Annotated in this window: 19 protein-coding genes; 7 read left to right on the plus strand and 12 right to left on the minus strand. The window is 64.6% G+C overall.

The genetic code is table 11. From position 1 onward, the window contains the following. Window positions 1-16 precede the first annotated feature (16 nt). From ssuD to HW090_RS03840, 5 genes are all read right to left on the minus strand, one after another. Window positions 17-1,165 carry an FMNH2-dependent alkanesulfonate monooxygenase gene (gene ssuD / locus HW090_RS03820; RefSeq protein ID WP_179112229.1) on the minus strand — a complete coding sequence of 383 codons (1,149 nt, stop codon included), beginning with the start codon at window positions 1,163-1,165 and terminating at the stop codon, window positions 17-19. A 105-nt stretch (window positions 1,166-1,270) separates the two neighbouring features. After that, a complete protein-coding gene (locus HW090_RS03825; RefSeq protein ID WP_179112230.1) occupies window positions 1,271-2,251 on the minus strand; it encodes a sulfonate ABC transporter substrate-binding protein in 981 nt (326 codons plus the stop codon). A gap of 130 nt (window positions 2,252-2,381) precedes the next feature. Next, a complete protein-coding gene (gene ssuE, locus HW090_RS03830; protein ID WP_179112231.1) occupies window positions 2,382-2,975 on the minus strand; it encodes an NADPH-dependent FMN reductase in 594 nt (197 codons plus the stop codon). Between the two features lie 30 nt (window positions 2,976-3,005). After that, the gene (locus HW090_RS03835; RefSeq protein WP_179112232.1) at window positions 3,006-3,644 is read right to left on the minus strand and encodes a peroxiredoxin; all 639 of its coding nucleotides are present in this window, start codon (window positions 3,642-3,644) and stop codon (window positions 3,006-3,008) included. A gap of 216 nt (window positions 3,645-3,860) precedes the next feature. Next, the gene (locus HW090_RS03840) at window positions 3,861-5,186 is read right to left on the minus strand and encodes an OprD family porin (protein ID WP_179112233.1); all 1,326 of its coding nucleotides are present in this window, start codon (window positions 5,184-5,186) and stop codon (window positions 3,861-3,863) included. Window positions 5,187-5,510: 324 nt separating this feature from the next. Here HW090_RS03840 and HW090_RS03845 point away from each other — a divergent pair, with 324 nt between their 5' ends. The 3 genes from HW090_RS03845 (at window position 5,511) to HW090_RS03855 (ending at window position 11,660) form a co-directional block, all read left to right on the plus strand. Then, window positions 5,511-6,467 (plus strand): aliphatic sulfonate ABC transporter substrate-binding protein, encoded by a 957-nt coding sequence (locus tag HW090_RS03845; RefSeq protein ID WP_179112234.1) that lies wholly within the window; start codon window positions 5,511-5,513, stop codon window positions 6,465-6,467. A gap of 316 nt (window positions 6,468-6,783) precedes the next feature. Then, window positions 6,784-8,016 (plus strand): exonuclease SbcCD subunit D C-terminal domain-containing protein, encoded by a 1,233-nt coding sequence (locus HW090_RS03850; RefSeq protein ID WP_179112235.1) that lies wholly within the window; start codon window positions 6,784-6,786, stop codon window positions 8,014-8,016. After that, complete coding sequence (locus tag HW090_RS03855) at window positions 8,013-11,660, plus strand: AAA family ATPase (RefSeq protein ID WP_179112236.1); 3,648 nt, start codon at window positions 8,013-8,015, stop codon at window positions 11,658-11,660. Before HW090_RS03850 ends, HW090_RS03855 begins: the two co-directional genes overlap by 4 nt. A gap of 351 nt (window positions 11,661-12,011) precedes the next feature. Here HW090_RS03855 and cysN read toward each other — a convergent pair whose 3' ends face one another. The 6 genes from cysN to HW090_RS03885 form a co-directional block, all read right to left on the minus strand. Next, window positions 12,012-13,910: a sulfate adenylyltransferase subunit CysN gene (cysN, locus tag HW090_RS03860; protein WP_179112237.1), complete on the minus strand. Its 1,899-nt coding sequence runs from the start codon at window positions 13,908-13,910 to the stop codon at window positions 12,012-12,014. A 12-nt stretch (window positions 13,911-13,922) separates the two neighbouring features. After that, window positions 13,923-14,840 carry a sulfate adenylyltransferase subunit CysD gene (gene cysD, locus HW090_RS03865; protein ID WP_179112238.1) on the minus strand — a complete coding sequence of 306 codons (918 nt, stop codon included), beginning with the start codon at window positions 14,838-14,840 and terminating at the stop codon, window positions 13,923-13,925. 175 nt (window positions 14,841-15,015) lie between these two features. After that, window positions 15,016-15,285, minus strand: a complete 270-nt coding sequence (locus tag HW090_RS03870; protein ID WP_131184926.1) for a metal-sensing transcriptional repressor — start codon at window positions 15,283-15,285, stop codon at window positions 15,016-15,018. Window positions 15,286-15,398: 113 nt separating this feature from the next. Further along, on the minus strand, window positions 15,399-15,590 hold the full coding sequence (locus HW090_RS03875; RefSeq protein WP_179112239.1) for a DUF2892 domain-containing protein: 192 nt from the start codon (window positions 15,588-15,590) through the stop codon (window positions 15,399-15,401). Window positions 15,591-15,604: 14 nt separating this feature from the next. After that, on the minus strand, window positions 15,605-16,024 hold the full coding sequence (locus HW090_RS03880; protein ID WP_179112240.1) for a DUF6691 family protein: 420 nt from the start codon (window positions 16,022-16,024) through the stop codon (window positions 15,605-15,607). Window position 16,025: 1 nt separating this feature from the next. Then, window positions 16,026-16,460: a YeeE/YedE family protein gene (locus HW090_RS03885; protein ID WP_179112241.1), complete on the minus strand. Its 435-nt coding sequence runs from the start codon at window positions 16,458-16,460 to the stop codon at window positions 16,026-16,028. 397 nt (window positions 16,461-16,857) lie between these two features. Here HW090_RS03885 and HW090_RS03890 point away from each other — a divergent pair, with 397 nt between their 5' ends. The 4 genes from HW090_RS03890 to HW090_RS03905 all read left to right on the plus strand — a co-directional run bounded on the left by HW090_RS03890 (window position 16,858) and on the right by HW090_RS03905 (window position 22,387). Beyond that, a complete protein-coding gene (locus HW090_RS03890; protein ID WP_179112242.1) occupies window positions 16,858-18,609 on the plus strand; it encodes a SulP family inorganic anion transporter in 1,752 nt (583 codons plus the stop codon). Window positions 18,610-18,623: 14 nt separating this feature from the next. Then, window positions 18,624-19,490, plus strand: coding sequence for an MBL fold metallo-hydrolase (locus tag HW090_RS03895; RefSeq protein ID WP_179112243.1), 867 nt, complete (start codon window positions 18,624-18,626; stop codon window positions 19,488-19,490). Window positions 19,491-19,683: 193 nt separating this feature from the next. Further along, entirely contained in the window at window positions 19,684-21,516 is a 1,833-nt protein-coding gene (locus HW090_RS03900) for an ABC transporter ATP-binding protein (protein WP_179112244.1), read from the plus strand. Beyond that, a complete protein-coding gene (locus tag HW090_RS03905) occupies window positions 21,509-22,387 on the plus strand; it encodes an alpha/beta hydrolase (protein ID WP_179112245.1) in 879 nt (292 codons plus the stop codon). Before HW090_RS03900 ends, HW090_RS03905 begins: the two co-directional genes overlap by 8 nt. Here HW090_RS03905 and HW090_RS03910 read toward each other — a convergent pair. Then, window positions 22,362-23,120: a Nif3-like dinuclear metal center hexameric protein gene (locus HW090_RS03910; protein ID WP_179112246.1), complete on the minus strand. Its 759-nt coding sequence runs from the start codon at window positions 23,118-23,120 to the stop codon at window positions 22,362-22,364. The genes HW090_RS03905 and HW090_RS03910 overlap by 26 nt on opposite strands. Window positions 23,121-23,142: the final 22 nt, after the last annotated feature.

Consider the following 23,142-nt stretch of genomic DNA (forward strand, 5'->3'; position numbering starts at 1 on the left):
TCCCTGATGGCCATGGTCACTGCGCCGAAGCGCCCTTGGGCAGAATGTCGCTGGAGATCATCTCGCCAGCGGCCGCCACCGGCGCCAGGTTTTCCGGCGTCTGCTGCGGTGCCACGTCGAGCAGCGGGAACAGCAGCTCGGCCACCCGGTACGACTCCTCCAGGTGCGGATAGCCGGAGAAGATGAAGGTATCGATGCCCAGTGCCGCGTATTCGTTGATCCGCTGGGCCACGGTCGCGGCATCGCCGACCAGCGCGGTCCCGGCGCCACTGCGCACCAGGCCGACACCGGCCCACAGGTTGGGCGCGACCTCCAGGCGGTTGCGGTCGCCCTGGTGCAGTGCCGCCATGCGCTGCTGGCCCACCGAGTCATAGCGCGCCAGGGAAGCCTGGGCGCGCTGGATGGTGTCGTCGTCCAGGTGGCTGATCAGACGCTCGGCGGCCTGCCAGGCTTCTTCGCTGGTTTCACGCACGATCACGTGCAGGCGAATCCCGAAGCGCAGGGTTCGCCCCTGCTGCGCAGCCTTTTCCCGCACGCTGGCGATCTTCTCGGCCACGGCCTCCAGCGGCTCGCCCCAGGTCAGGTACAGCTCGACCTGCTCGGCGGCAAGGTCCTGGGCCGCATCGGAAGAGCCACCGAAATAGAGCGGTGGACGCGGACGCTGGACCGGCGGATAAAGCAGCCGCGCACCCTTGACCTGAAGGTGCTTGCCTTCGTAATCGACATTCTCGCCTTCCAGTACATGCCGCCAGATACGGGTGAACTCCACCGACGCCTCGTAGCGCTCGGCGTGGGACAGGCGCAGGCCATCGCCCTCCAGCTCCTCCGGATCGCCGCCGGTCACCAGGTTGAACAGTGCCCGGCCATTGGACAGGCGGTCCAGGGTCGCGGCCTGGCGCGCCGCCACCGTTGGCGAAATGATGCCGGGGCGTAGCGCCACCAGGAACTTGAGTTTCTGCGTCACCGGGATCAGGGACGCCGCCACCAGCCAGGAATCCTCGCAGGAGCGTCCGGTGGGGATCAGCACGCCGCCGTAGCCCAGCCGGTCCGCCGCCTGGGCCACTTGCTGCAGATAACCATGATCGACCGCGCGCGCGCCCTGGGAAGTGCCCAGGTAGTGACCGTCGCCGTGTGTAGGCAGAAACCAGAAAATATTCAGACTCATTGATGTGATCTCGTGATCTCGTCATTCCGGTCGCTCCCATGCGGAGCGACATCGTTCAAGCGGTACAGGACGGAGCGCCCGCAGGCACCCCGTGGCTTGCCCGGTTCAGTGGGCGTGGTGGGCGTGCTCCGCCGTGGCAGCGGCCGGCGGCGTCCAGATCACGTCCTTGATGCTCAGGCGCTTGGGAATCAGCTTCAGGTCGGTGAAGGCGTCGGCGATCTTCTGCTGCGCCTCGACCACATCAGGGCTGATGAACGTAGCGCCGTAGCCTTGCCGCTCGACGGCCAGGCGGGTGATGTCGGTCGGCAGGCCGATCAGCGGCTGCACTTGCGCGGTGGCTTCGTCCAGGTTGCTGCCGACCCACTCGCCCACCCCACGGATTTCCTCCACCAAGGCGATGACCGCCTGCGGATGTTTCTCGGCGAAGGTGCGGGTCGCCAGATAGAACTGGTGGTTGTCGACCAGCCCGCTGCCGTCGCGCAGGGTGCGTGCGTTCAACTGCTTCTCGGCGGCTGCCTGGAACGGGTCCCAGATGACCCAGGCGTCCACGCTGCCACGCTCGAAGGCGGCACGCGCATCGGCGGGCGGCAGGTAGACCGGCTGGATATCGCTGTATTTCAGGCCGGCATCTTCCAGCGCGCGCACCAGCAGGTAATGCACGTTGGAGCCTTTGTTCAGCGCCACGCGCTTGCCTTTCAGTTCGGCCACCGACTTGATCGGCGACTCCTTGGGCAGCAGGATCGCTTCGCCGGTCGGGGCTGGCGGCTCATGGGCGACATAGAGCAGGTCGGCACCTGCCGCCTGGGCGAACACCGGTGGCGTTTCCCCGGTCACGCCGAAGTCGATGGAGCCGACGTTCAGCCCTTCGAGCAACTGCGGCCCCCCCGGGAACTCGGTCCATTGCACGTCGATGCCCTGCTCGGCCAGGCGCTTCTCCAGCGTGCCCTTGGCCTTGAGCAGCACCAGCGTGCCGTATTTCTGGTAGCCGATGCGCAACGACTCGGCCTGGGCCTGAGTGATGGCACCAAAGGTAATGGCCGCGGCGAACAGAGCCGCCAGGCTCCGGCGCAAAGTGATAGTACGCATGGCACTCTCCTTCAGATCATTGAATGGCCATCACCGGCTACCCGTTGGCGGGCAGGAAGGTAATGCTCGACCGCAACGGCGGTCAGCGATAAGCGAACCTGGCCCGGAGTCTGTCCGGGTACAGGAAAGATCAGATACTCCAGCGCGACTGGACCAGGCGCTCGTACAGCGTCTCCGGCGCCAGCGTGCGCGGACGCCGCAGCAGAATCTCGTGGAACTGCGCCAGGGCATCGTCCAGGCGTTGCTGCAAACCATCCTCCAGGCGCGCCGGGCGCTCCTGCTCGGCATAGCTGACCTGGCGATCGACCGCATACACGCCCTGCAGCACCTCCTGGGCCTTGAGCGCCGCCAGCACCGGCTTGAGCGCATAGTCCACCGCCAGCAGGTGCGCTTCGCTGCCGCCGTTGGCGATCGGCAGCACCACCTTGTCCGCCAGGGCGCGCTCGGGCAGCAGGTCGAGAATCACCTTCAGCGCACCGGCAATCGAAGCCTTGTAGATCGGTGTCGACACCAGCAAGCCATCGGCCTCGGCAATGTGCTCGCGCAGGCGCAGCACCGAAGGGCTGTCGAAGCGTGCATAGAGCAGGTCCTGTGCGTCGAAGTCCCGCACGCCATAGGTGACCACTTCGACGCCACGCGCCTCCAGCCATGCCCTGGCCTTGTCGAGCACCACACCACCACGCGAACGCTCACTCGGACTGCCCGCAAGAGATACAACCAGCATCACACGCCCCCTGAACGACTGCGTATGGAATCAACGGTTGGGTTGCGGCGTCAGGCGCAGGTAGGGACGTACCGCGCGATAGCCCTTGGGAAAACGCTGCTTGATCTCTTCTTCGTCCTTCAGCGACGGCACGATCACCACCTCGTCGCCGTCCTGCCAGTTGGCCGGCGTCGCGACCTTGTGGCTGTCGGTCAGTTGCAGGGAGTCGACCACACGCAGGATTTCGTTGAAGTTGCGCCCGGTACTGGCCGGATAGGTGATGGTCAGCCGGACCTTCTTGTTCGGATCGATGACGAACAGCGAACGCACGGTCAGGGTGTCGTTGGCATTGGGATGGATCAGGTCATAGAGGTCGGAGACCTTGCGGTCGGCATCGGCCAGGATCGGGAAGTTGACCAGGGTGTTCTGGGTTTCGTTGATGTCGTCGATCCACTTCACGTGGGACTCGACCGGGTCCACCGAGAGTGCGATGGCCTTGACGCCGCGCTTGCTGAACTCGTCCTTCAGCTTGGCGGTGAAACCCAGCTCGGTGGTGCAGACCGGGGTGAAGTCGGCGGGGTGGGAGAACAGGATGCCCCAGCTGTCGCCCAGCCATTCATGGAAACGGATACGCCCTTCACTGGAGTCCTGCTCGAAGTCGGGGGCGATATCGCCAAGTCGAATACTCATTTGCCTTGCTCCTGAGGTTGTCTGTTTGCGTGAAGACACTATGCTCAGGAATCGTAGAAATTAAAAAGAATAAATAATGATTTATTTATCCTAAAAAAGAATATTAAAACTCATCCATTAAAAAGCCGGACCAAGGTCCGGCGAAGGTACACCCACACGTAAACACACGGGTAAAACACCCCGCACAGCCAGTCGACGGCAGTGCGGGGCGATGCCTCAAAGCAGCGGAATGGTGTAGCTGACGATCAGGCGGTTTTCCTGCGCAGTGTTGGCAACATTGCTGTGCAGGTAACCATTGCGCCAGGACAGGCCGAGACCTTTCAAAGCGCCGTCCTGCAAGGTGTAGTCAACCCGCAGGTCGCGCTCCCATTCCTTGCGGCCGCTTTGGGCGTTGTCGATCTGGTCGCCGGAGAGGTACACGACCGAAGCCTTCAGGCCAGGTACGCCGACCTGGCCGAAGTCATAGGCATAACCGGCCAACCAGGTGCGCTCGCCGGCACTGAGGAACTTGCCACCCGAACCGATCTGCCGGTCGGTGATCAGGTAGGCCGTCGCACCGCCGCCCTCGCTCAGGTACGGGAACGCGCTGTTTCCAGACACCTTCTGATAACCCGCACTCAACTCATGCCCTTGATACCCGTAGGTAAACAGTGCGCTCCAGGTACGGTTGTCGATCTCTCCGGCCTTGGCGGCATTCGTCCAGTACCCAGCACCCCGGTAGCCATCGGCACGCCCAGCAGCGCTGCCGTTCTTGCCGTCAGAACCGCTGTCGAAATAACGCAGGTCGGTTTTCAGCGAGCCGACCGGCAATGCCCAACTGTGCAGCAGGCCGAGGAAGTGCTGCTTGTAGAAGTTCTCAAGGTTGCCGTAGTAGTACTGCGCGGTCAGGTCCTTGGTCAGTTGATAGTCACCACCGGCATAGTAGAACTTGTTGCTGCGCGCAGCGGCAGCGGCGCCCGGCACGCCCAGCGACACGCTGTCCGTCGAGCTGCGGGTCTTGGTGTGCTCCAGTTGTCCGGCGACCACACTCAGGCCATCGATTTCCTTCGAGGTGATCTGGCCACCCTCGAACAATTGCGGCAGCAGTCGGCCATCGTTGAACGTCACGACCGGCAACTTGGGCTGAAGCGTACCGATATGCGCCTCGGTCTTTGACAGGCGCAGTTTCAGGGTTGCTCCGGCCTTGCTGTAGTCACGCACGGCACTGCCGTCACTGTCCGTCGGGAACAACTGCCCTGGCGTCCGGTCGCGACCGACCTTGCCGGTCCGGCTTCCGCCATCGAGACGCACACCCAGCAGAGCGACCGCATCGACCCCGACACCCACCGTGCCTTCGGTAAAGCCAGACTGATAGTTGAAGATGAAGCCCTGCCCCCACTCGCGTGCTTCGGCATTGTTGTTCGCCGTATCCGTGGTGTTCAGGTCGTAATAGAAGTTACGCAATCCCAGGCTCGCCTTGCTGTCTTCGATAAAACCGGCCGCACTCGACTGCTGGGCGATCACACCCAGAGAGACAGCCAGTGCCAAGGTAGATTTGTTCATGCTCGATGCTCCAGTTACAGGACTTGATTTCTTATGGACCAGCCGCTTTCCAACGGCCTTGGCCTATTCCCTGGCTTCTGCGCGGGACGCTTTATGAAAGCCTGATGACAAGAGTAAGCACCCGTTTAAATTCTTAAAAAGAATATTTAATTAGAAATAAATTCTAAAAAAGAATATGGGCCACAATGACGCGCCTCTAAGCTAATTCCTAAAAATTATTTATTTTCATTTTTTTAGATCGTATAGCTTTCGCAGCACGGCACTGAACGCGCCGATCGATTTCCTCCAGCCAGGACAGGCTGCAGTCATAAATAGAGGTACTCCATGTCTCTGCGAAGCAAACGTCGCCCCTTGCTGGCCCTCGGGCTGGCGCTGGGTATTTTCACCGCCCTGCCCTGGACCGCCGAAGCCGACACCCAGGTGCGCATCGGCTACCAGAAGTCCTCGACACTCATCAGCCTGCTGAAAAGCCAGGGCACCCTCGAACAAGCGCTGGGCAAGCAAGGCATCCGCATCAGTTGGCACGAGTTTCCCAATGGCCAGCCGCTGCTCGAAGCACTGAACGTCGGCAACATCGATGTCTCCGCCGACGTGGCCGACACCGTGCCGGTATTCGCCCAGGCCGCCGGCGCCAAGCTGACCTACTTCGCCCAGGAAACCCCATCACCCACGGCGCAGGCGATCCTCGTGCACGAGGGCTCGGCCCTGCGCGGCCTCGGTGACCTGAAAGGCAAGAAAATCGCAGTGACCAAGGCGGCAGGCAGCCACTACCTGTTGCTGGCTGCCCTGGCCAAGGCCGGTCTTTCCTTCAATGACATCCAACCCGCCTACCTGACCCCGGCCGATGGCCGGGCCGCCTTCGAGAACGGCAAGGTGGATGCCTGGGTCGCCTGGGAGCCCTTCCTCAGCAGCGCGCAACAACAGTTGCACACCCGCACCCTGGCCGATGGAACCGGCCTGGCGGACTACAAGCGCTACTACCTGGCCTCCAACGCATTCGCCAAACAGCACCCACAGGTACTGGAAACCCTCTTCGAAGAACTGGCCCGCACCGGCCAATGGCTGCGGGCCAATCCACAGGAAGCGGCGCGCATCCTCGGGCCATTGTGGGGCAACCTGGACCCGGCCATCGTCGAGAAGGCCAACGCCCGGCGCAGCTACGACGTGCGTAAGGTCGACCGGGACAGCCTGAGCGAGCAGCAGAAGATCGCGGACGCCTTCTTCAAGGAAAAACTGTTGCCCGCCAAGGTCGATGCACAGGACGTGTCCATCTGGAACTGAAACTTTCCGCATGCACCATGCGGACCTTACGGAGTGAGTCTTGTCGAGCAAGATTCCACAGGGATGTGAACATCGCAGGTGAGCGCTCATCCGTCGCTCACTGAAGTTTGGGGAAGATGGCGCCAGGCAAAGCCATCTTCCCCTTTTTTATCTCGATGCCCGATTCAACCCCGGAGCGGCAGGCTCCAACTGGCCCAGGGCAAACGATTGGACACGCGCCCACGCCTGGATCGGTACCCCGTCAGTGCCCCCGCCTTGAACTGCCAGGCGATTGCCGGTAGCGTCCCTGCGCCGTCCATCCCCCGCGAGAGCCCCCATGCGTCTGATCCACACCTCCGACTGGCACCTCGGCCAGAGCCTGCACGGACAGGAGCGCGATCACGAGCACGCCTGCTTCCTGGCCTGGCTGCTGGATTGCCTGCAACGGGAAAGGCCCGATGCCTTGCTGATCGCCGGGGACATCTTCGACAGCGTCAACCCACCGCTCAAGGCCCAGGAACGCCTCTACGACTTTATCGTCGAGGCCCATCAGCGCCTGCCGGCCCTGCATATCGTGATGATCGCCGGCAACCATGACTCGGGCGGCCGCATCGAACTGCCGGCCCCGCTGATGCAGCGCCTGAACACCCATGCCATCGGCCGTATCGCCTGGCTGGACAGCGGCCAGCCCGACCTGGAACGCCTGTTGCTGCCACTGCCCGACAGCAGCGGCAAGACCGCCGCCTGGTGCCTGGCCCTGCCCTTCCTGCGCCCGGCGGAGGTCACCGGCCTGCGGGCCGGCAGCGACTACATGCAGGGCATCCGCACCTTGCACGAAGACCTGATCGCCCGAGCCGAGGACCGCCGCCAGCCGGGGCAGGCACTGATCGCCATCAGCCATGCGCACCTGGCGGGTGGCAGCGTCTCGGAAGAATCCGAGCGCAATATCGTCATCGGCAACGCCGAGGCGCTGCCGGCCGGCCTGTTTCCGGAGAGCATCGCCTACGTTGCCCTCGGCCATCTGCACAAGCCGCAGCGGGTCGCCGGGCAGGAGCGCATCCGCTACAGCGGCTCACCGCTGCCGCTGTCGTTCGCGGAAATCGACTACCGCCACCAGGTCCTGCGGGTGACGTTGCAAGGCGAACGCCTGGAAGCCGTCGACCCCTTGCTGATTCCGTGCAGCGTGGACCTGTTGCGACTCGGCCCGGCATCGCTGGAAGCGATACTCGAACAGGTCGCGGCCCTGCCTGCGGCCGACCTGTTGCTGGACCAGCGCCCCTGGCTGGAGATTCGCGTGCGACTGGACGAACCGCGTCCGGACCTGCGCCAACGCCTGGAAGCCGCCCTGGAAGGCAAGGCGGCACGGCTGGTACGTATCGCCAGCAGCTACCACGGCAGCGGGGAAAGCCAGGATGGCCCGAGCCTGCCAGGCCTGGAGCAGATCACCCCGGAACAACTGTTCTGCCGCGCCTGGCAGGAAAACTTCGGCCAGGAGGCCGACGCCCAGGCCATCGAGGACTTTGCCAGCCTGCTGCTGCAGGTCCAGTCGAGCGAGCCGAGCGCACCATGAAAATCCTTGCCATCCGCCTGAAGAACCTGGCCTCGCTGGCCGGCGAACACAGCATCGACTTCACCCAGGAACCGCTGGCCAGCGCGGGCCTCTTCGCCATCACCGGCCCCACCGGCGCGGGCAAGAGCACCCTGCTCGATGCCTTGTGCCTGGCGCTGTTCGGCAGCACGCCACGGATGAAGGATGCCGCCCGGCAGAAGTCCAGCAAGGTCCCCGATGGCGATGAGGAACTGTCCAGCGGCGACGAGCGCACCCTGCTGCGCCGGGGCTGCGGCCAGGGTTACGCCGAAGTGGATTTCATCGGCATCGACCAGCGCCGCTACCGCGCCCGCTGGGAAACCAACCGCGCCCGCGAGCGGGCCGACGGTCGCCTGCAACCGAGCCGCCAGAGCCTGCTCGACCTGGAAAGCGGCACGCTGCTGGCCAGTGGTCGCAAGGGTGAATTCAAGGAACTGCTGGAAAGCCGCCTGGGCCTGACCCTGGAGCAATTCACCCGCGCCGTGCTGCTGGCCCAGAGCGAATTCAGCACCTTTCTCAAGGCCAGCGACGACCAGCGCAGCACCCTGCTGGAGAAACTCACTGACACCGGCCTCTACAGCCAGCTGGGCCAGGCCGCCTACGAAAAGGCCAAGCAGGCCAGCGAAGACTACAAGGCCCTGCAACAGCAGGCAGGCACCCTGCAACCGCTCGACGATGAAGCACGCCAGGCACTGCAACAGACCCTCGAACAGGACAACCAGCAGCTCAAGGCCCAGCAGCAGCGCCTGCGCCAACTGGAAGCACAGCAGCAGTGGCTGGGGGAACTGGAGCGCTTGCAGCAGGAGTCGAGCCAGGCTGACGCCGCCGTGCAGGCACTCGACGACGAACACCTGCACCTGCTCGGCCTGCGCGAGCAGGTCGCCCAGGTGGAGCGCCTGGCACCGCAGCGGCATCGCTTCCTGCGCGCGCAGGAGTTGAGCGCGCGGCTGCAGAGCGAGCGACTGAAGCAGGAACGCCAGCACGCCGAGCAGCAGCGCGTGCAGCAGCAATGCGAAACCCTCGACAGCCAACACCAGCAGGCCCAGACACACCTGAGCCAGGCCGAGCAGGCACAGCTCGCGGCCGAACCGCTGCTGGCCAGCGCCCGCGCAGCCGAGCAGCGCCTGCAACACCTGGACAACCGTCTGCTGGAAGTGCGCAACGCGGCGCAACAGGCCGAACAACACTGCTTGGCCAGCGACGCGGCGTGCAAGCGCCTTGAACAAGAGCAGCAACAGTTGGACGACCAGCGCCAGGCGCTCGATGCCCTGCTGCAGAAAGACGCCGCCCTGCAACCGCTGGCCAGCGCCTGGGTCGGGTATCTGCCACGCCTGCGCCAGTGTGCCCAGGTCAGCGAGCAGTTACGCGATGCGGAGCAGACGCTGCCCGCCATCAGCAGCCAAGCGGAACGGGATGCCCAGGCCCTGGACGAGGTCCAGCGGGCACTGCTGGACCTGCAGCGCCAGGTCGGTACGGAATCCACCAGCGCGCACGCCGCCCAACTCGACCAGCGGCTCCAGCAGGAGCGCCAGCAGCTTGTCGCCAGCCAACAGTTGCAGCGACTCTGGCAACAGCAGCAGGAACTCCAGCAACAGCAGGCACGACGCCTCGAACAGCAACGCCAGCAGCAAGTTGCCCTACAAACCGTGCAGCAGGATGGACAACTCACTCGCCAACAACGGGACGCCGCGGCACAGACGCGCGATGCCGTGCAGGCCCTACTGGAACGCCAGCGCCTGGCCCGCAAGAGCGAAGTGGAAAACCTGCGCGCCAACCTCTGCCCTGGCGAAGCCTGCCCGGTCTGCGGCAGCCAGGAACATCCCTGGCACGACCCCACGGCCTTGCTGACAGCCCTCGGCCGCCAGGACGCCAGCGAAGCCGAACAGGCCAACCAGGCCTTGCAGGTACTGGAACAGCAACTGCAAACACTGCGCGACCGCCACACTGAACTGCGTACCCGTATCGAGCAGGATGGACAGGCGCTGGAAGAGATCGACGCCAACCTGGCCAGGCTGGACGCTCAACTGAATGCCCTGCCATTGCACGCACAGTTGCTGGCGCAGGCTGCTCCAGAGCGAGCGGACTGGCTGACGCAGCAACTCCAGCGACTGACCGCATCGATCGAACAGGCCGAACAGGAACAGCAACGGCTACGGGAAGTGCAGCAGCAGATCGAAGGCTTGCAGGCCCAGCGCCAAACGCTCCAGCAACAGGCCGAGCAGAGTGCCCGGCAATGGCAGCGCCACACGGAAAACATCGAACGCGACCGCACCTGGCTGGATACGGAGATGCAAGCCCTTGGCCCATTGTTGCCAGGTGATATCGCACAGGGCTGGCGAGAGGCACCGACAGCGCGGCTCGCCCAGTTGGAACAGCAGGTCGATGCCTACCTGCAGAACCTGCAACGCCAACAGCAGTTGCACGAGCGCCAGCGCCAATCCCACCAGGCGTTGGAACTGCAACGCAACGAACGGCACTACCGCGACGAACAGCGACAGCACAGCGCCCGCGACCTGCAAGACTGCCTGCAACAGCAGCAAACCGAACAACAACAGTTGCAGGCGCTGCTCGACGGACGCCTCGACACACAAAGCTGGCAACAGGCATTGCGCCAGGCCATCGACATGGCCCGCGTGGCGCTGGCCGACAACGAGCGCCAGGCCAATGCGGCGCGGATCGCCCTGATCCGCCTCGACGAAGAAAACCAGGCCCATGCCCGGCGATTACATGAGTGGCAGGCAGAGCACGCACTGCTCGACGAACAGCTCAGTCAATGGCGCAACCAGGCAGCGCTGCTGGACGACGACAACCTGGCCAGTCTGCTGGCCCACGACGACACCTGGCTGGGCGACAGCCGCGAGCGCCTGCAACAGCACGAGCGCGCCCGTACCGAAGCCCGCGCGCGCCAGCAGGAGCGTCAGTCACGCTTGCGTGAACACCGGCAACGGCAACCACAGGACCTCTCGACCGAGACCCTGCAAGAAGCCATGAGCGCCTGCCAGCAGGCACTGGAACAGCAGGAACAACGCTGCACCCATTCGCGCGCCGCACTGATCGAGGATGACCGCCGCCGCGACCAGTGCAGCGCGCTGGAACAGCAACTCGGCCAGGCCGAGGCGGAAAACCAGCGCTGGGGACGCATCGCCAGCCTGATCGGCTCGTCCGACGGCGCGGCCTTCCGCCGTATCGCCCAGGCCTACAACCTCGACCTGTTGGTCCAGCACAGCAACGTGCAACTGCGCCAACTGGCGCGCCGCTACCGGCTGAAACGTGGCGGCAGCCCGCTGGGCCTGCTGGTGGTGGATACGGAAATGGGCGACGAACTGCGCTCGGTGCACTCGCTGTCCGGTGGCGAAACCTTCCTGGTGTCGCTGGCCCTGGCCCTCGGCCTGGCGTCGATGGCCTCCAACCGGCTGCGCATCGAATCGCTGTTCATCGACGAAGGGTTCGGCAGTCTGGACGCCGAGTCCCTGCAGATCGCCATGGATGCCCTCGACGCCCTGCAGGCTCAGGGCCGCAAGGTGGCGGTGATCTCCCATGTACAGGAAATGCACGAACGCATCCCGGTGCAGATCCAGGTGCAGCGTCAGGGCAATGGGCAGAGTCGGATCGAGGTGGTGGGATAAGAGCCCTGCACCAGCAATGGCATTAAGTCTTTCTCCCCTCGCCCATTTATGGGAGAGGGGCTGGGGGAGAGGGTTATATAGCGCCTGCCACCCTCTCCCCAGCCCTCTCCCGCAAGCGGGAGAGGGAGCAAAGAGCTCGCGTTTTTAAGCCACTATTGGCGCTTGCATGCATAGCGCCGGAAATCCGCACACCTGGGTCCCCGCCTTCGCGGGGACGACGGGAGTAGGGATCGCACTTTATCCCCCCACCTCGTCATTCCCGCGAAGGCGGGAATCCATGCGCTGGCCGCAACACCGCCTACCATGCGGCGATGGGCTACAGGCCGGTAGCGTGCAGCTTGGGGCAGTCCCTCAGATCGCGCCGCGCTCGCGCAGCAACGCGATGACCTGCTTGACCCCGTCTTCCACGCTCTGCGACTCGGTGTTGATCACCAGGTCGGCATTGCCAGGAATGTCGTAGGGGAAGGAGTCGCCCGGGATATTGTCCCCGCCGGCAGCGTACAGACCTTGCGGGTCACGCTGGCGGCAGGTATCCGGTGATGCCTGCACGTAGACGGTGATCAGGCGATCGCTGCCGATCAGCGCTTTGGCCTGCTCGCGGCCTTCGGCATCCGGCGCGACGAACGCGGCCAGGGTCAGCAGGCCGGCTTCGTTGAACTGACGCGCCACATGGGCGGCACGACGCCAGTTCTCGGTACGCCCGGCGCGGTCCTGTGGCAGCCCCTTGTTCAGGTCGTGGCGCAGGTTCTGGCCGTCCAGCACATAGACCGCACGGCCCAGGTCGAACAGTTTGCGTTCCACGGCGTAGGCCAGGGTGCTCTTGCCCGCGCCGGACAGGCCACTGAACAGCACGGTGGCCGGCTGCTGGCCGAAACGCAGCGCCCGCTCCTGGGTGGAAACGTGCGCCAGCGCGCCATGCTGGCCGCCGTGTGCGACGGCATTCGGCGCGGCCACGATCATGCCGGCACCGACAGTGCCGTTGGTCAGCCGATCAATGACGATGAAGGCACCGGTAGTGCGGTTCTGCGCATAGCCATCCAGCGCGACCGGCGCGTCCAGGCTGACCTTGACCCGCGCGATTTCATTGAGCTGCAGGCTGCTCGCCGCGCCATGCTCCAGGGTGTTCACATCGACCTTGTAGTCGATGCTGGCGAAGGAGCCCGGTACGTAACTGGTGGCACGCTTGATGTCGTACTTCTTGCCCGGCAGCATCGGCTCTTCGGCCATCCACACCAGCGAGGCCTCGAAGCTGTCGCTGATGCGCGGCAGGTTGTCGGCATGCACCAGCATGTCGCCACGGGAGACGTCGATCTCGTCTTCCAGGGTCAGGGTGATCGCCTCGCCCGGGGTCGCCTGCTCCAGCTCGCCCTCGTAGGTGACGATGGACTTGACGCGGCTGCCCTTGCCGGACGGCAGCACGATCACTTCGTCGCCCTTGCGCACCACGCCGCTGGCCAGGGTGCCGGCGAAGCCACGGAAATTCAGGTTCGGGCGGTTGACGTACTGCACCGGGAAGCGCAAGTCGTCGAAGTTGCGGTCGCCGGCGATTTCCACGGTTTCGAGGATTTCCATCAGCGACTGCCCGTCGTACCAGGGCGCCTGCTCGCTGCGGTTGACCACGTTGTCGCCCTTGAGCGCCGACATCGGCACGAAGTACAGCGACGTCGGCTGCTGTTCCAGGCCTTTGGCGAAGTCCAGGTAATCGCCCTTGATGCGTTCGAACACGGCCTGGTCGAAGCCCATCAGGTCCATCTTGTTGATGGCCACGACGATGTGCTTGATACCCAGCAGCGAGGCGATGAAGCTGTGGCGGCGGGTCTGGGTCTGCACGCCATAGCGCGCATCGACCAGGATGATCGCCAGGTCGCAGGTCGATGCCCCGGTGGCCATGTTGCGGGTGTACTGCTCATGGCCGGGGGTGTCGGCGATGATGAACTTGCGCTTGGCGGTGCTGAAATAGCGGTAGGCCACGTCGATGGTGATGCCCTGCTCGCGCTCGGCCTGCAGGCCGTCCACCAGCAGCGCCAGGTCGACGTCGTCACCGGTGGTGCCGACCTTCTTCGAATCGCGGGTGATGGCTTCCAGGTGATCCTCGTAGATCATCTTGGAATCGTGCAGCAGGCGCCCGATCAGGGTGCTCTTGCCGTCGTCGACGTTGCCGCAGGTCAGGAAGCGCAACAGTTCCTTGCGTTCATGCTGGGCCAGGTAGGCGAGGATATCCTCGCTGATCAAATCAGACTGATGACTCATGGTGCGCGATCCTTAGAAATAGCCCTGGCGTTTTTTCTCTTCCATCGACCCGGCCCCGTCATGGTCGATGACACGGCCCTGGCGTTCGGAAGTACGGGTCAGGAGCATTTCCTGGATGATTTCCGGCAACGTGGTCGCGGTCGACTCCACGGCGCCGGTCAGCGGGTAGCAGCCCAGGGTACGGAAACGCACCATCTTCTTCTGGATACGCGCCTTTTCCTCGTCGCTCAGGTGCTCGAGGATGCGATCGTCGTCGATCATGATCAGCGTGCCATTCTTCTCGATCACTTCGCGCTCGGCGGCGAAGTACAGCGGCACGATCGGGATCTGCTCAAGGTAGATGTACTGCCAGATGTCCAGCTCGGTCCAGTTCGACAGCGGGAAGACGCGGATCGACTCGCCCTTCTTCACCTTGCCGTTGTAGACGTTCCACAGTTCCGGGCGCTGGTTCTTCGGGTCCCAGCGGTGCTTGGAGTCGCGGAAGGAGTAGACACGCTCCTTGGCACGGGACTTTTCCTCGTCCCGCCGCGCGCCACCGAAGGCGGCATCGAAGCCGTACTTGTCGAGCGCCTGCTTCAGGCCCTCGGTCTTCATGATGTCGGTGTGCTTGGCACTGCCGTGGGTGAAGGGGTTGATCCCCTGGGCCACACCTTCCGGGTTGACGTGGGTGATCAGGTCCAGGTCCATCTCGGCAACCATGCGGTCACGGAAGCGGTACATTTCCTGGAACTTCCACTGGGTATCCACGTGCATCACCGGGAACGGCAGCTTGCCCGGGAAGAACGCCTTGCGCGCCAGATGCAACATGACGGCGGAGTCCTTGCCGATCGAGTACAGCATGACCGGGTTGTCGAACTCGGCAGCCACCTCGCGGATGATATGGATGCTCTCGGCTTCCAACTGTTTCAAATGCGTCAGCTTGTCAACCATGGCTACTCACGGATCTTGAAATGGACGGCCAGGCACGGCCAGGTAAAGGCGCGAACTTTACCATGAGGGCACTCGCGGTTCGGAAGGCCGCTTAGATGGAAACGATCTATGCTTATAGCCATAGAGCTTAAGATGACCCCAATCGGGCCTGCCGTGGCCGATACAGGGAATGCCGTCAGGTGTACTTGGTGAAGATCGCCCTGACACGCTGCAACGCCTGATCGGCATCCTGCCCCGCATCCGCGAAAGCTTCTTCCAGCAGGCAGGCCAGCAACTCCTGGTAAGCCTTGTCCAGCGCCTTGCGCGCTGCACTGAACTGCACGGCGATTTCCTCGCACTCATCACCCCGACGGATCATCGCCTGCAAGCCACGGATCTGGCCCTCGATACGGGCCAGCCGATTGATCATGGCTTCCTGCGGGGAAAGCGTGCTTTTTCGCGTCATGCCTAGTGTTCCAACGAGCGTCTCAAGGTGAAGGCGCCCCGCAGTCCCCCTTCATCGAAACCGCGCGCCTGGTCGTCAGGGTAACGCTGATCGATAAGGGCCGCCAGTTCGGGTTATTGGCAGCGCTTGCAGGTCTGGATACCCAGCAACGTATAGAGCGGACAGAACCTGAAGACTCCGGTGAGCAACAGCACCAGTCCGATCCAGCCCCACGCGCCAATCGCCCCCGACAGGCTTGCGACGATCAGCACCACACCCAGCAGGATGCGCATGCCACGGTCGACAGTTCCGATATTCGCTTTCATGACGATCTCCTCGATCAGCTTGCGCGCCGGTTATCCAGCACGCTGAACAGGCCCATGCCCGCCAGCATGGCGAGCACGAACACGATGATTTGCCAGTGCCCGGTCGGCAGCAGCACCAGCGCCGGGCCAGGACAGATACCCGCGATACCCCAGCCGACGCCGAACAGCAGGCTGCCACCGACCAGGCGGCGATCCAGCGTGCGACGAGTGGGCAAGCAGATCGGCGCGCCCAGCAGCGTCACGCCGTGCCGCCTCGCCCAATGCATCGGCCAGGCGCTGGCACCGATGGCCGCGATCATCACCAGTGCCAGCGAAGGGTCCCAGGCACCCGCCAGGTCGAGAAAGGCCAGCACCTTGGCCGGATCGGCCATGCCGGCCAGCAACAGGCCGAGGCCGAACAGAAGGCCGGAGAGAAAAGCCGTTACACGCCTCATGTCAGCCTCCCCAGAGATGACGGATGACGAACACGCTCAGGAAGCCGCTGGCCATGAAGCACAGCGTCGCCAGCAGCGAACGTGGTGACAGGCGCGCCAGCCCGCAGACACCATGGCCACTGGTGCAACCCGCGCCGTAGCGCGAGCCCAGCCCGACCAGCAGACCGGCCAGCAGCAACGCCGGCACATCCGCCTGGACCGACGGACGCGGCCAATGCCCGAACAGCCCCCAGAGCAGCGGCGCACAGAGCAACCCCAGCAGGAACAACCCACCCTCTCCTCGCCCCTCGCTGTCCGGTCGCAACAAACCACCGAGCAAACCGCTGATGCCCGCGATCCGCCCGTTGGTCATGATGAACAGCCCGGCCCCCAGCCCCAGCAGCGCCCCGCCCGCCAAGGCCGTCCAGGGCGTGAAAGCGGCCCAGTCGATCGTCATCGCTCACCTCCTGCAGGATTCCCCCCGACGCAGCGTTGCCTGTCGGGCATTACCCTGTCATTCGATCACAAGTCACCTCTAAAATACCATAGGGGGTATGGTAAATTCGGTGCACGAGGAATGAACGACAATCCAGAGGAGCGAGTACAGTTACCGGCCATAGTGAAGACACAGGCTTGCATACGACAGAGCGCCATCGCTCACACAGCCGCCATGACCGTGACTGCGCGTCGGAAAGATCACGACACGCCACGAACACCCTCACACATATCAAAACAGGACCACCTGAGATGATAGAAAACGACACCCCGCGCCCCTTCGCAGCCGCACGCATCGAGCCAGCACGCCTGGAAAGAACGGCCTCTCGCCCAGTCTTCGGCCCGCACCCGGCACAACCATGAATCGGCCTCGCACACGCTACCTGCCCTGCCTGCGCTGGCTGAAAGACTACGATCGCCGGACCGCGGGCCAGGACGCCCTCGCCGCCCTGGTCATGACCCTGCTGCTGATCCCGCAGAGCCTGGCCTACGCCATGCTCGCCGGGCTGCCGCCCGTCACCGGTCTGTATGCCAGCATCCTGCCGCTGATCGCCTATGCGCTGTTCGGCACCAGCCATACGCTGGCGGTCGGTCCGGTGGCCATTGTGTCGCTGATGGTGGCCGCCAGCCTCGGGCCGATCGCCACCGCAGGCACCGCCGCCTACACCGGCGCGGCCTTGCTGCTGGCACTGCTGAGCGGACTGGTGCTGCTGGCGATGTCCGTACTGCGCCTGGGTTTCCTCGCCAACTTCCTCAGCCATCCGGTGATTTCCGGCTTTATCAGCGCCTCGGGGCTGCTTATCGCCCTCAACCAGTTGCAGCACCTGCTGGGTGTCGACAGCCATGGCAACAACGTCCTGGAGCTGCTGCAAAGCCTGTTGCCAGCGCTCCCCGCTACGCACCTGCCCACCTTGGCCATCGGCGCCAGCAGCCTGGTGCTGCTGCATCTGATGCGCCACCGGGGCGCGGCGTGGCTGGCTCGACTGGGGCTTGCCCCCCGCATGGCACAACAGCTCGCCCGGAGCGGCCCGATCATTGCGCTGGTCGGCTCCATCGCCGTCGTCACGTTCTGGAGACTGGATGAAGCCGGCGTACGCGTGGTCGGCCATATCCCCAGCGGCCTGCCACCACTGACCCTGCCGCCACTGGAGCCCGAGCTGATCCGCCAATTGCTGCCTGCCGCCGTACTGGTCGCCCTGGTCGGCTTCGTGCAATCGATTTCCGTGGCCCAGAGCATGGCGGCACGGCGTCGCCAGCGCATCGACCTGGATCAGGAACTGGCCGCACTGGGCAGCGCCAACATCGCCGCGGCCCTGAGCGGCGGCCTGCCCGTGAGTGGCGGTTTCGCCCGCACCGCCATCGGCCAGGATGCCGGCGCACAGACGCCCATGAGCAGCGCCATGACCGCCATCGGCAGCGCAATCGTCCTGCTGCTGTTCGTCCCTCTGCTGCACAACCTGCCACAGGCCGTGCTGGCCGCCACCATCATCGTCGCCGTACTCGGCCTGGTCGACCTCAAGGCGGTGCGCAAGACCTGGCGCTACAGCCGCCAGGACGGCGCCGCCATGCTCGCGACACTGGCCGGCGTGCTGCTGATCGGCATAGAGAGTGGCATTCTGCTCGGTGTCGGCCTGTCGCTGCTGTTGTTCCTCTGGCGCACACGCCGGCCACATATCGCGGTGGTCGGGCAATTGCCCGGCAGCGAGCACTTTCGCAACGTCGAGCGCTTCCATGTGGTGGCGAGCCAGAGCGTGCTGTCCGTACGGGTCGATGAAAACCTGTATTTTCCCAACGCCCGCTACCTCGAAGAGCGCATCCTCGAACTGGTCGCCCGCCATCCTCGAACGCGTCATCTGGTGCTGATGTGTTCCGGCATCAACCTGATCGACGCCAGCGCCCTGGACAGCCTGGAGGCGATCGACGAACGCCTGCGCAGCGCCGGGATCGCCCTGCACCTGTCGGAGGTCAAAGGACCGGTGCTCGACCGACTGCAACGCACGGACTTCCTCGAACGTCTGAGCGGACAGCTGTTCGTCAGCCAGTTCGAGGCGCTGCGTACCCTCGACCCCGACACCACGCGCAGCGCGCTCGAACGAACGCCACCCGCATGACAGGAGAAACCGCCATGAACCCGCATGTACACGCCCTCTTCGACCCGGCGACCTTCACCTACAGCTATGTGGTCAGCGACCCGGCCAGCGACGCCTGCGCGATCATCGACTCGGTGCTGGACTACGACCCGGCGGCGGGCCGCACCTCGCGGGAGAGTGCGGACCGGCTGATCGCCCATGTGCGCGAACAGGGCCTGAACGTGCAGTGGATTCTCGAAACCCATGTGCACGCCGACCACCTCAGCGCCGCGCCCTACCTGCGCCGGCAACTGGGTGGCCGCACCGGTATCGGCGCGCAGATCACCCAGGTCCAGCGAACCTTCGGCACCCTGTTCAATGCCGGGCCGGACTTCGCCACCGATGGTCGCCAGTTCGACCAGCTATTCCATGACCGGGAGCGTTTCACCATCGGCAACCTGCAAGCCCAGGCACTGCACACGCCCGGGCATACGCCTGCCTGCATGACCTACCTGATCGGCGATGCCGCCTTCGTTGGCGACACTCTGTTCATGCCCGACTACGGCACGGCGCGCTGCGATTTTCCCGGTGGCGACGCGCAGACGCTTTATCGCTCGATCCACGAACGCCTGTTCAGCCTGCCGGATGCGACCCGCGTCTTTCTCTGCCATGACTACAAGGCGCCAGGCCGCGAGCATTACCAGTGCCAGACCAGCATCGGCGAACAACGCCGGCATAACGTGCATATCCACGAAGGCATCGATGCCGCCCACTTCGTCGAGATGCGCCGCGAGCGCGACGCCTCGCTGGGCATGCCGACGCTGATCCTGCCTTCGGTCCAGGTCAACATGCGCGCTGGGGAGCTGCCGCCGGCGGAAAGCAACGGCGTGCGCTACCTGAAAATCCCGCTGGACAGCCTCTGAGCGACATACCGCCCTGCCTTTCACAATGCCCTGAAACCCGCCAGGCAGACAGGACTCGCCGTGGCGACTCTGCTACCCTCCTGCCACGTCATTGCTGCGAATCGCACGCAATGCCATGCCCAGTTTCCGATGGACAGGTCACCACTGTCCGCTTCGGGCATCCCACCGCCGACCTGCCAGAGCGCCCCGCCCCATGTTGTTCCAACGCTTCGAAAAGCTCATCGACGTCTTCAAACCCGTACCGGATATCGCCCCACCCCAGGGCATGCTGCGGTTCTATGCGCACTACCTGAAACAGGTCTGGCCGCTGATGATCGTGGTGCTGGTGGTGGGGTTCGTCGCGGCGGTGATCGAAGTCGCGCTGTTCAGTTTCCTCGGCCGCCTGATCGACCTGACCCAGACCACGCCGAGCGGCGAGTTCTTCGCCCGCCACAGCGACGATCTGCTCTGGATGGCGCTGGTGGCCTTGATCATCCGCCCGCTGGTGTTCGGCCTGCATGACCTGCTCACCCACCAGACCATCATTCCCGGTCTGACCAACATGATCCGCTGGCAGAACCACCGCTACCTGCTCAAGCAGAGCCTGAGCTTCTTCCAGAACGACTTCGCCGGGCGCCTCGCCCAGCGTGTGATGCAGACCGGCCCTGCCCTGCGCGACTCGACCATGCAGGTGGTCGATGCCCTGTGGCACGTGCTGGTCTACGCCGGCAGTGCGCTGTACCTGTTCGCCGAGGCCGACCCGCGCCTGATGATCCCGCTGAGCCTGTGGATCGTCGGCTACGCCAGCGCCCTGTGGTACTTCGTGCCACGCATCAAGCAACGCTCCGCGGCAGCCTCCAGCGCACGCTCCAAGGTCATGGGGCGGGTCGTCGATGGCTACAGCAATATCGCCACGCTCAAGCTGTTCGCACACGCGCGGGAAGAAGAAAGCTACACCCGCGAAGCCATGGGCGAACTGCTCGGCAAAGTACGTCTGCAATCACGCACCATCACCACCCTGGACGTGCTCATCACCAGCCTGAACGGTCTGCTGATCGTCGGCACCGGCGCCCTGGCCCTGTGGCTGTGGAATGGCGACGCGATCAGCACCGGCGCCATCGCCCTGGCCCTGGGCCTGGCGATCCGCATCAACAACATGGCGGAATGGATCATGTGGGTGGTGAACGGCATTTTCGAGAACGTCGGCACCGTGCAGGACGGCATGCACACCCTGGTCCAGCCGCGCCAGGTGCTCGACCGCGAGGACGCCGCGCCCATGCCAGCACCGCGCGGGCACATACGTTTCGAAGGCATTCACTTCCACTACGGCAAGCGCAGCGGCGTTATCGAGGGGCTCGACCTGGACATCCGCCCGGGCGAGAAGATCGGCCTGATCGGCCCCTCCGGTGCGGGCAAGTCGACGCTGGTCAACCTGCTGCTGCGCCTCTACGAACTGCAGGATGGCCGCATCCTCGTCGATGGCCAGGACATCACCACGGTGACCCAGGAAAGCCTGCGCTCGAATATCGGCGTAGTGACCCAGGACACCTCGCTGCTGCACCGCTCCATCCGCGACAACCTGCTCTACGGCAAGCCCGGCGCCAGCGACGAGCAGTTACAGGAAGCCCTGCGCAAGGCGCACGCCGACGGCTTCATCCAGACCCTCGACGATGGCCAGGGTGGGCAAGGCCTCGCGGCCCTGGTCGGCGAGCGCGGCGTCAAGCTCTCCGGTGGCCAGCGCCAGCGCATCGCCATCGCCCGCGTGCTGCTCAAGGACGCGCCGATCCTGATCCTCGACGAAGCCACCTCGGCCCTCGACTCGGAGGTCGAGGCCGCCATCCAGGAAAGCCTCGACCTGCTGATGCAGGGCAAGACAGTGATCGCCATCGCCCACCGGCTGTCGACCATCGCACGCATGGACCGCCTGGTGGTGATCGACAAGGGCCAGGTCATAGAGACCGGCAGCCACGCGCAGTTGCTCGAACGTGGCGGTCTCTATGCCCGCCTGTGGCAACGCCAGACCGGAGGCTTCGTCGGCCTTGACTGACAACCGCCTGCGAGCCGTCCTGCTGCTGGCCGCGACCCTGCTCACGGCCTGCGCCAGCGACTCCATGCAGCGCCTGGAGGAACAACTGCCGCCGGGGCGCAGCCTGCTGCACCTGGATACCCAGCCCTTCCCTCTGCTGGCGGGCGTCAGCCAGGCAGCGCGGCCCAGCCAGGTGCTGCGCATCTATATCGAAGGCGATGGGCGGGCCTGGATCACCGCCCGCCAGCCCAGCCTGGACCCGACGCCCCGCGATCCCTGGTTCGCCCTTCTGGCGCTGGAAGACCCTCGGCCCTCAGCCTGGCTCGCACGGCCCTGCCAGTACGTGCGCAATGAGCGCTGCCAGGTGCGCGAATGGACCGATGCACGCTTTTCCGAAGACGCCGTAGCCGCGCTGGACCAGGCCATCGACCAACTCAAGCAGCGCCATGCCAGCGAGCGGCTGGAGCTGATCGGCTACTCCGGCGGTGCGGCCATGGCCCTGTTGCTGGCGGCGCGGCGCGACGATGTCATATCCATCCAGAGCCTGGCCGGCAGCCTAAGCCCCCGACGCTGGGCCGAACGGCAAGGGCTCAGCCCGCTGCACGGCTCCCTTGACCCACAGGATCGACGCGACAGGCTCGTGCAACTCCCGCAACGGCACCTGGCAGGCGCCATGGACGACAACGTACCGGCCAGCCTGGCCCATGAATGGCGGAAACTGCTAGGCGACCCGCCCTGCGTGGAGATCATCGAACTGCCCACGCTCGGCCACGACGATGGCTGGCAAGACGCCTGGCGGCAGTGGCGCGACCGCCCGCTCGCCCAGGCAAGGTGCGCCGCGCGCACCTATCCAGAGAAACCTGTCGTCAGACCGGATTCGGACAATCGATAAACTGGTGCTCGATAGCGAAATGCGCCGCCAGGTAGTCACCCAGCGCCTGCACGCCATAGCGTTCAGTGGCATGGTGGCCCGCGGCGATAAAGCCGACGCCGTTTTCCCGGGCGCTGTGATAGGTCTGCTCGGAGGCCTCGCCGGTCAGGTACAGGTCGACGCCAGCGGCAATCGCCTGGTCGATATAGCCCTGGCCACCACCGGTGCACCAACCTACCCGCTCGATCAACCCGTCGCGCTCAACCAGCAGAGGCTCGCGGCCAAGCACCTTGGCGACATGCCGTGCGAACTCGGCAGAGGAACAGGGCTGCTCCAGCCGCCCAACCAGGCCGACCGTACGCGGATTGCCCGGCTCCAGCGGCCCCTCGACGCGGATACCCAGGCGCCGTGCCAGTTGCACGTTGTTGCCCACCTCGGGGTGCACATCCAGTGGCAGGTGGTAGGCCAGCAGGCTGATGTCATTGCCCAGCAGCGTCTGCAGGCGGCGGCGCTTCATACCGGTGATACAGGCGTCCTCACCCTTCCAGAAGTAGCCATGGTGCACCAGCACCAAATCGGCCCCGGCTTCGAGCGCAGCGTCCAGCAGCGCCTGGCTGGCGGTCACACCACTGACGATACGCCGGACCTCGGAGCGCCCCTCCACCTGCAGGCCATTGGGGCAGTAATCGGCGATCCGCGCGGCATCGAGGTAACGGCTGGCCTCACCGACCAGGGCCGCAAGAGATACGGGCATGCAAATTCCTCTACAAGTACAC

The sequence above is a fragment of the Pseudomonas sp. ABC1 genome, from assembly GCF_013395055.1.
GTDB lineage: Bacteria > Pseudomonadota > Gammaproteobacteria > Pseudomonadales > Pseudomonadaceae > Stutzerimonas.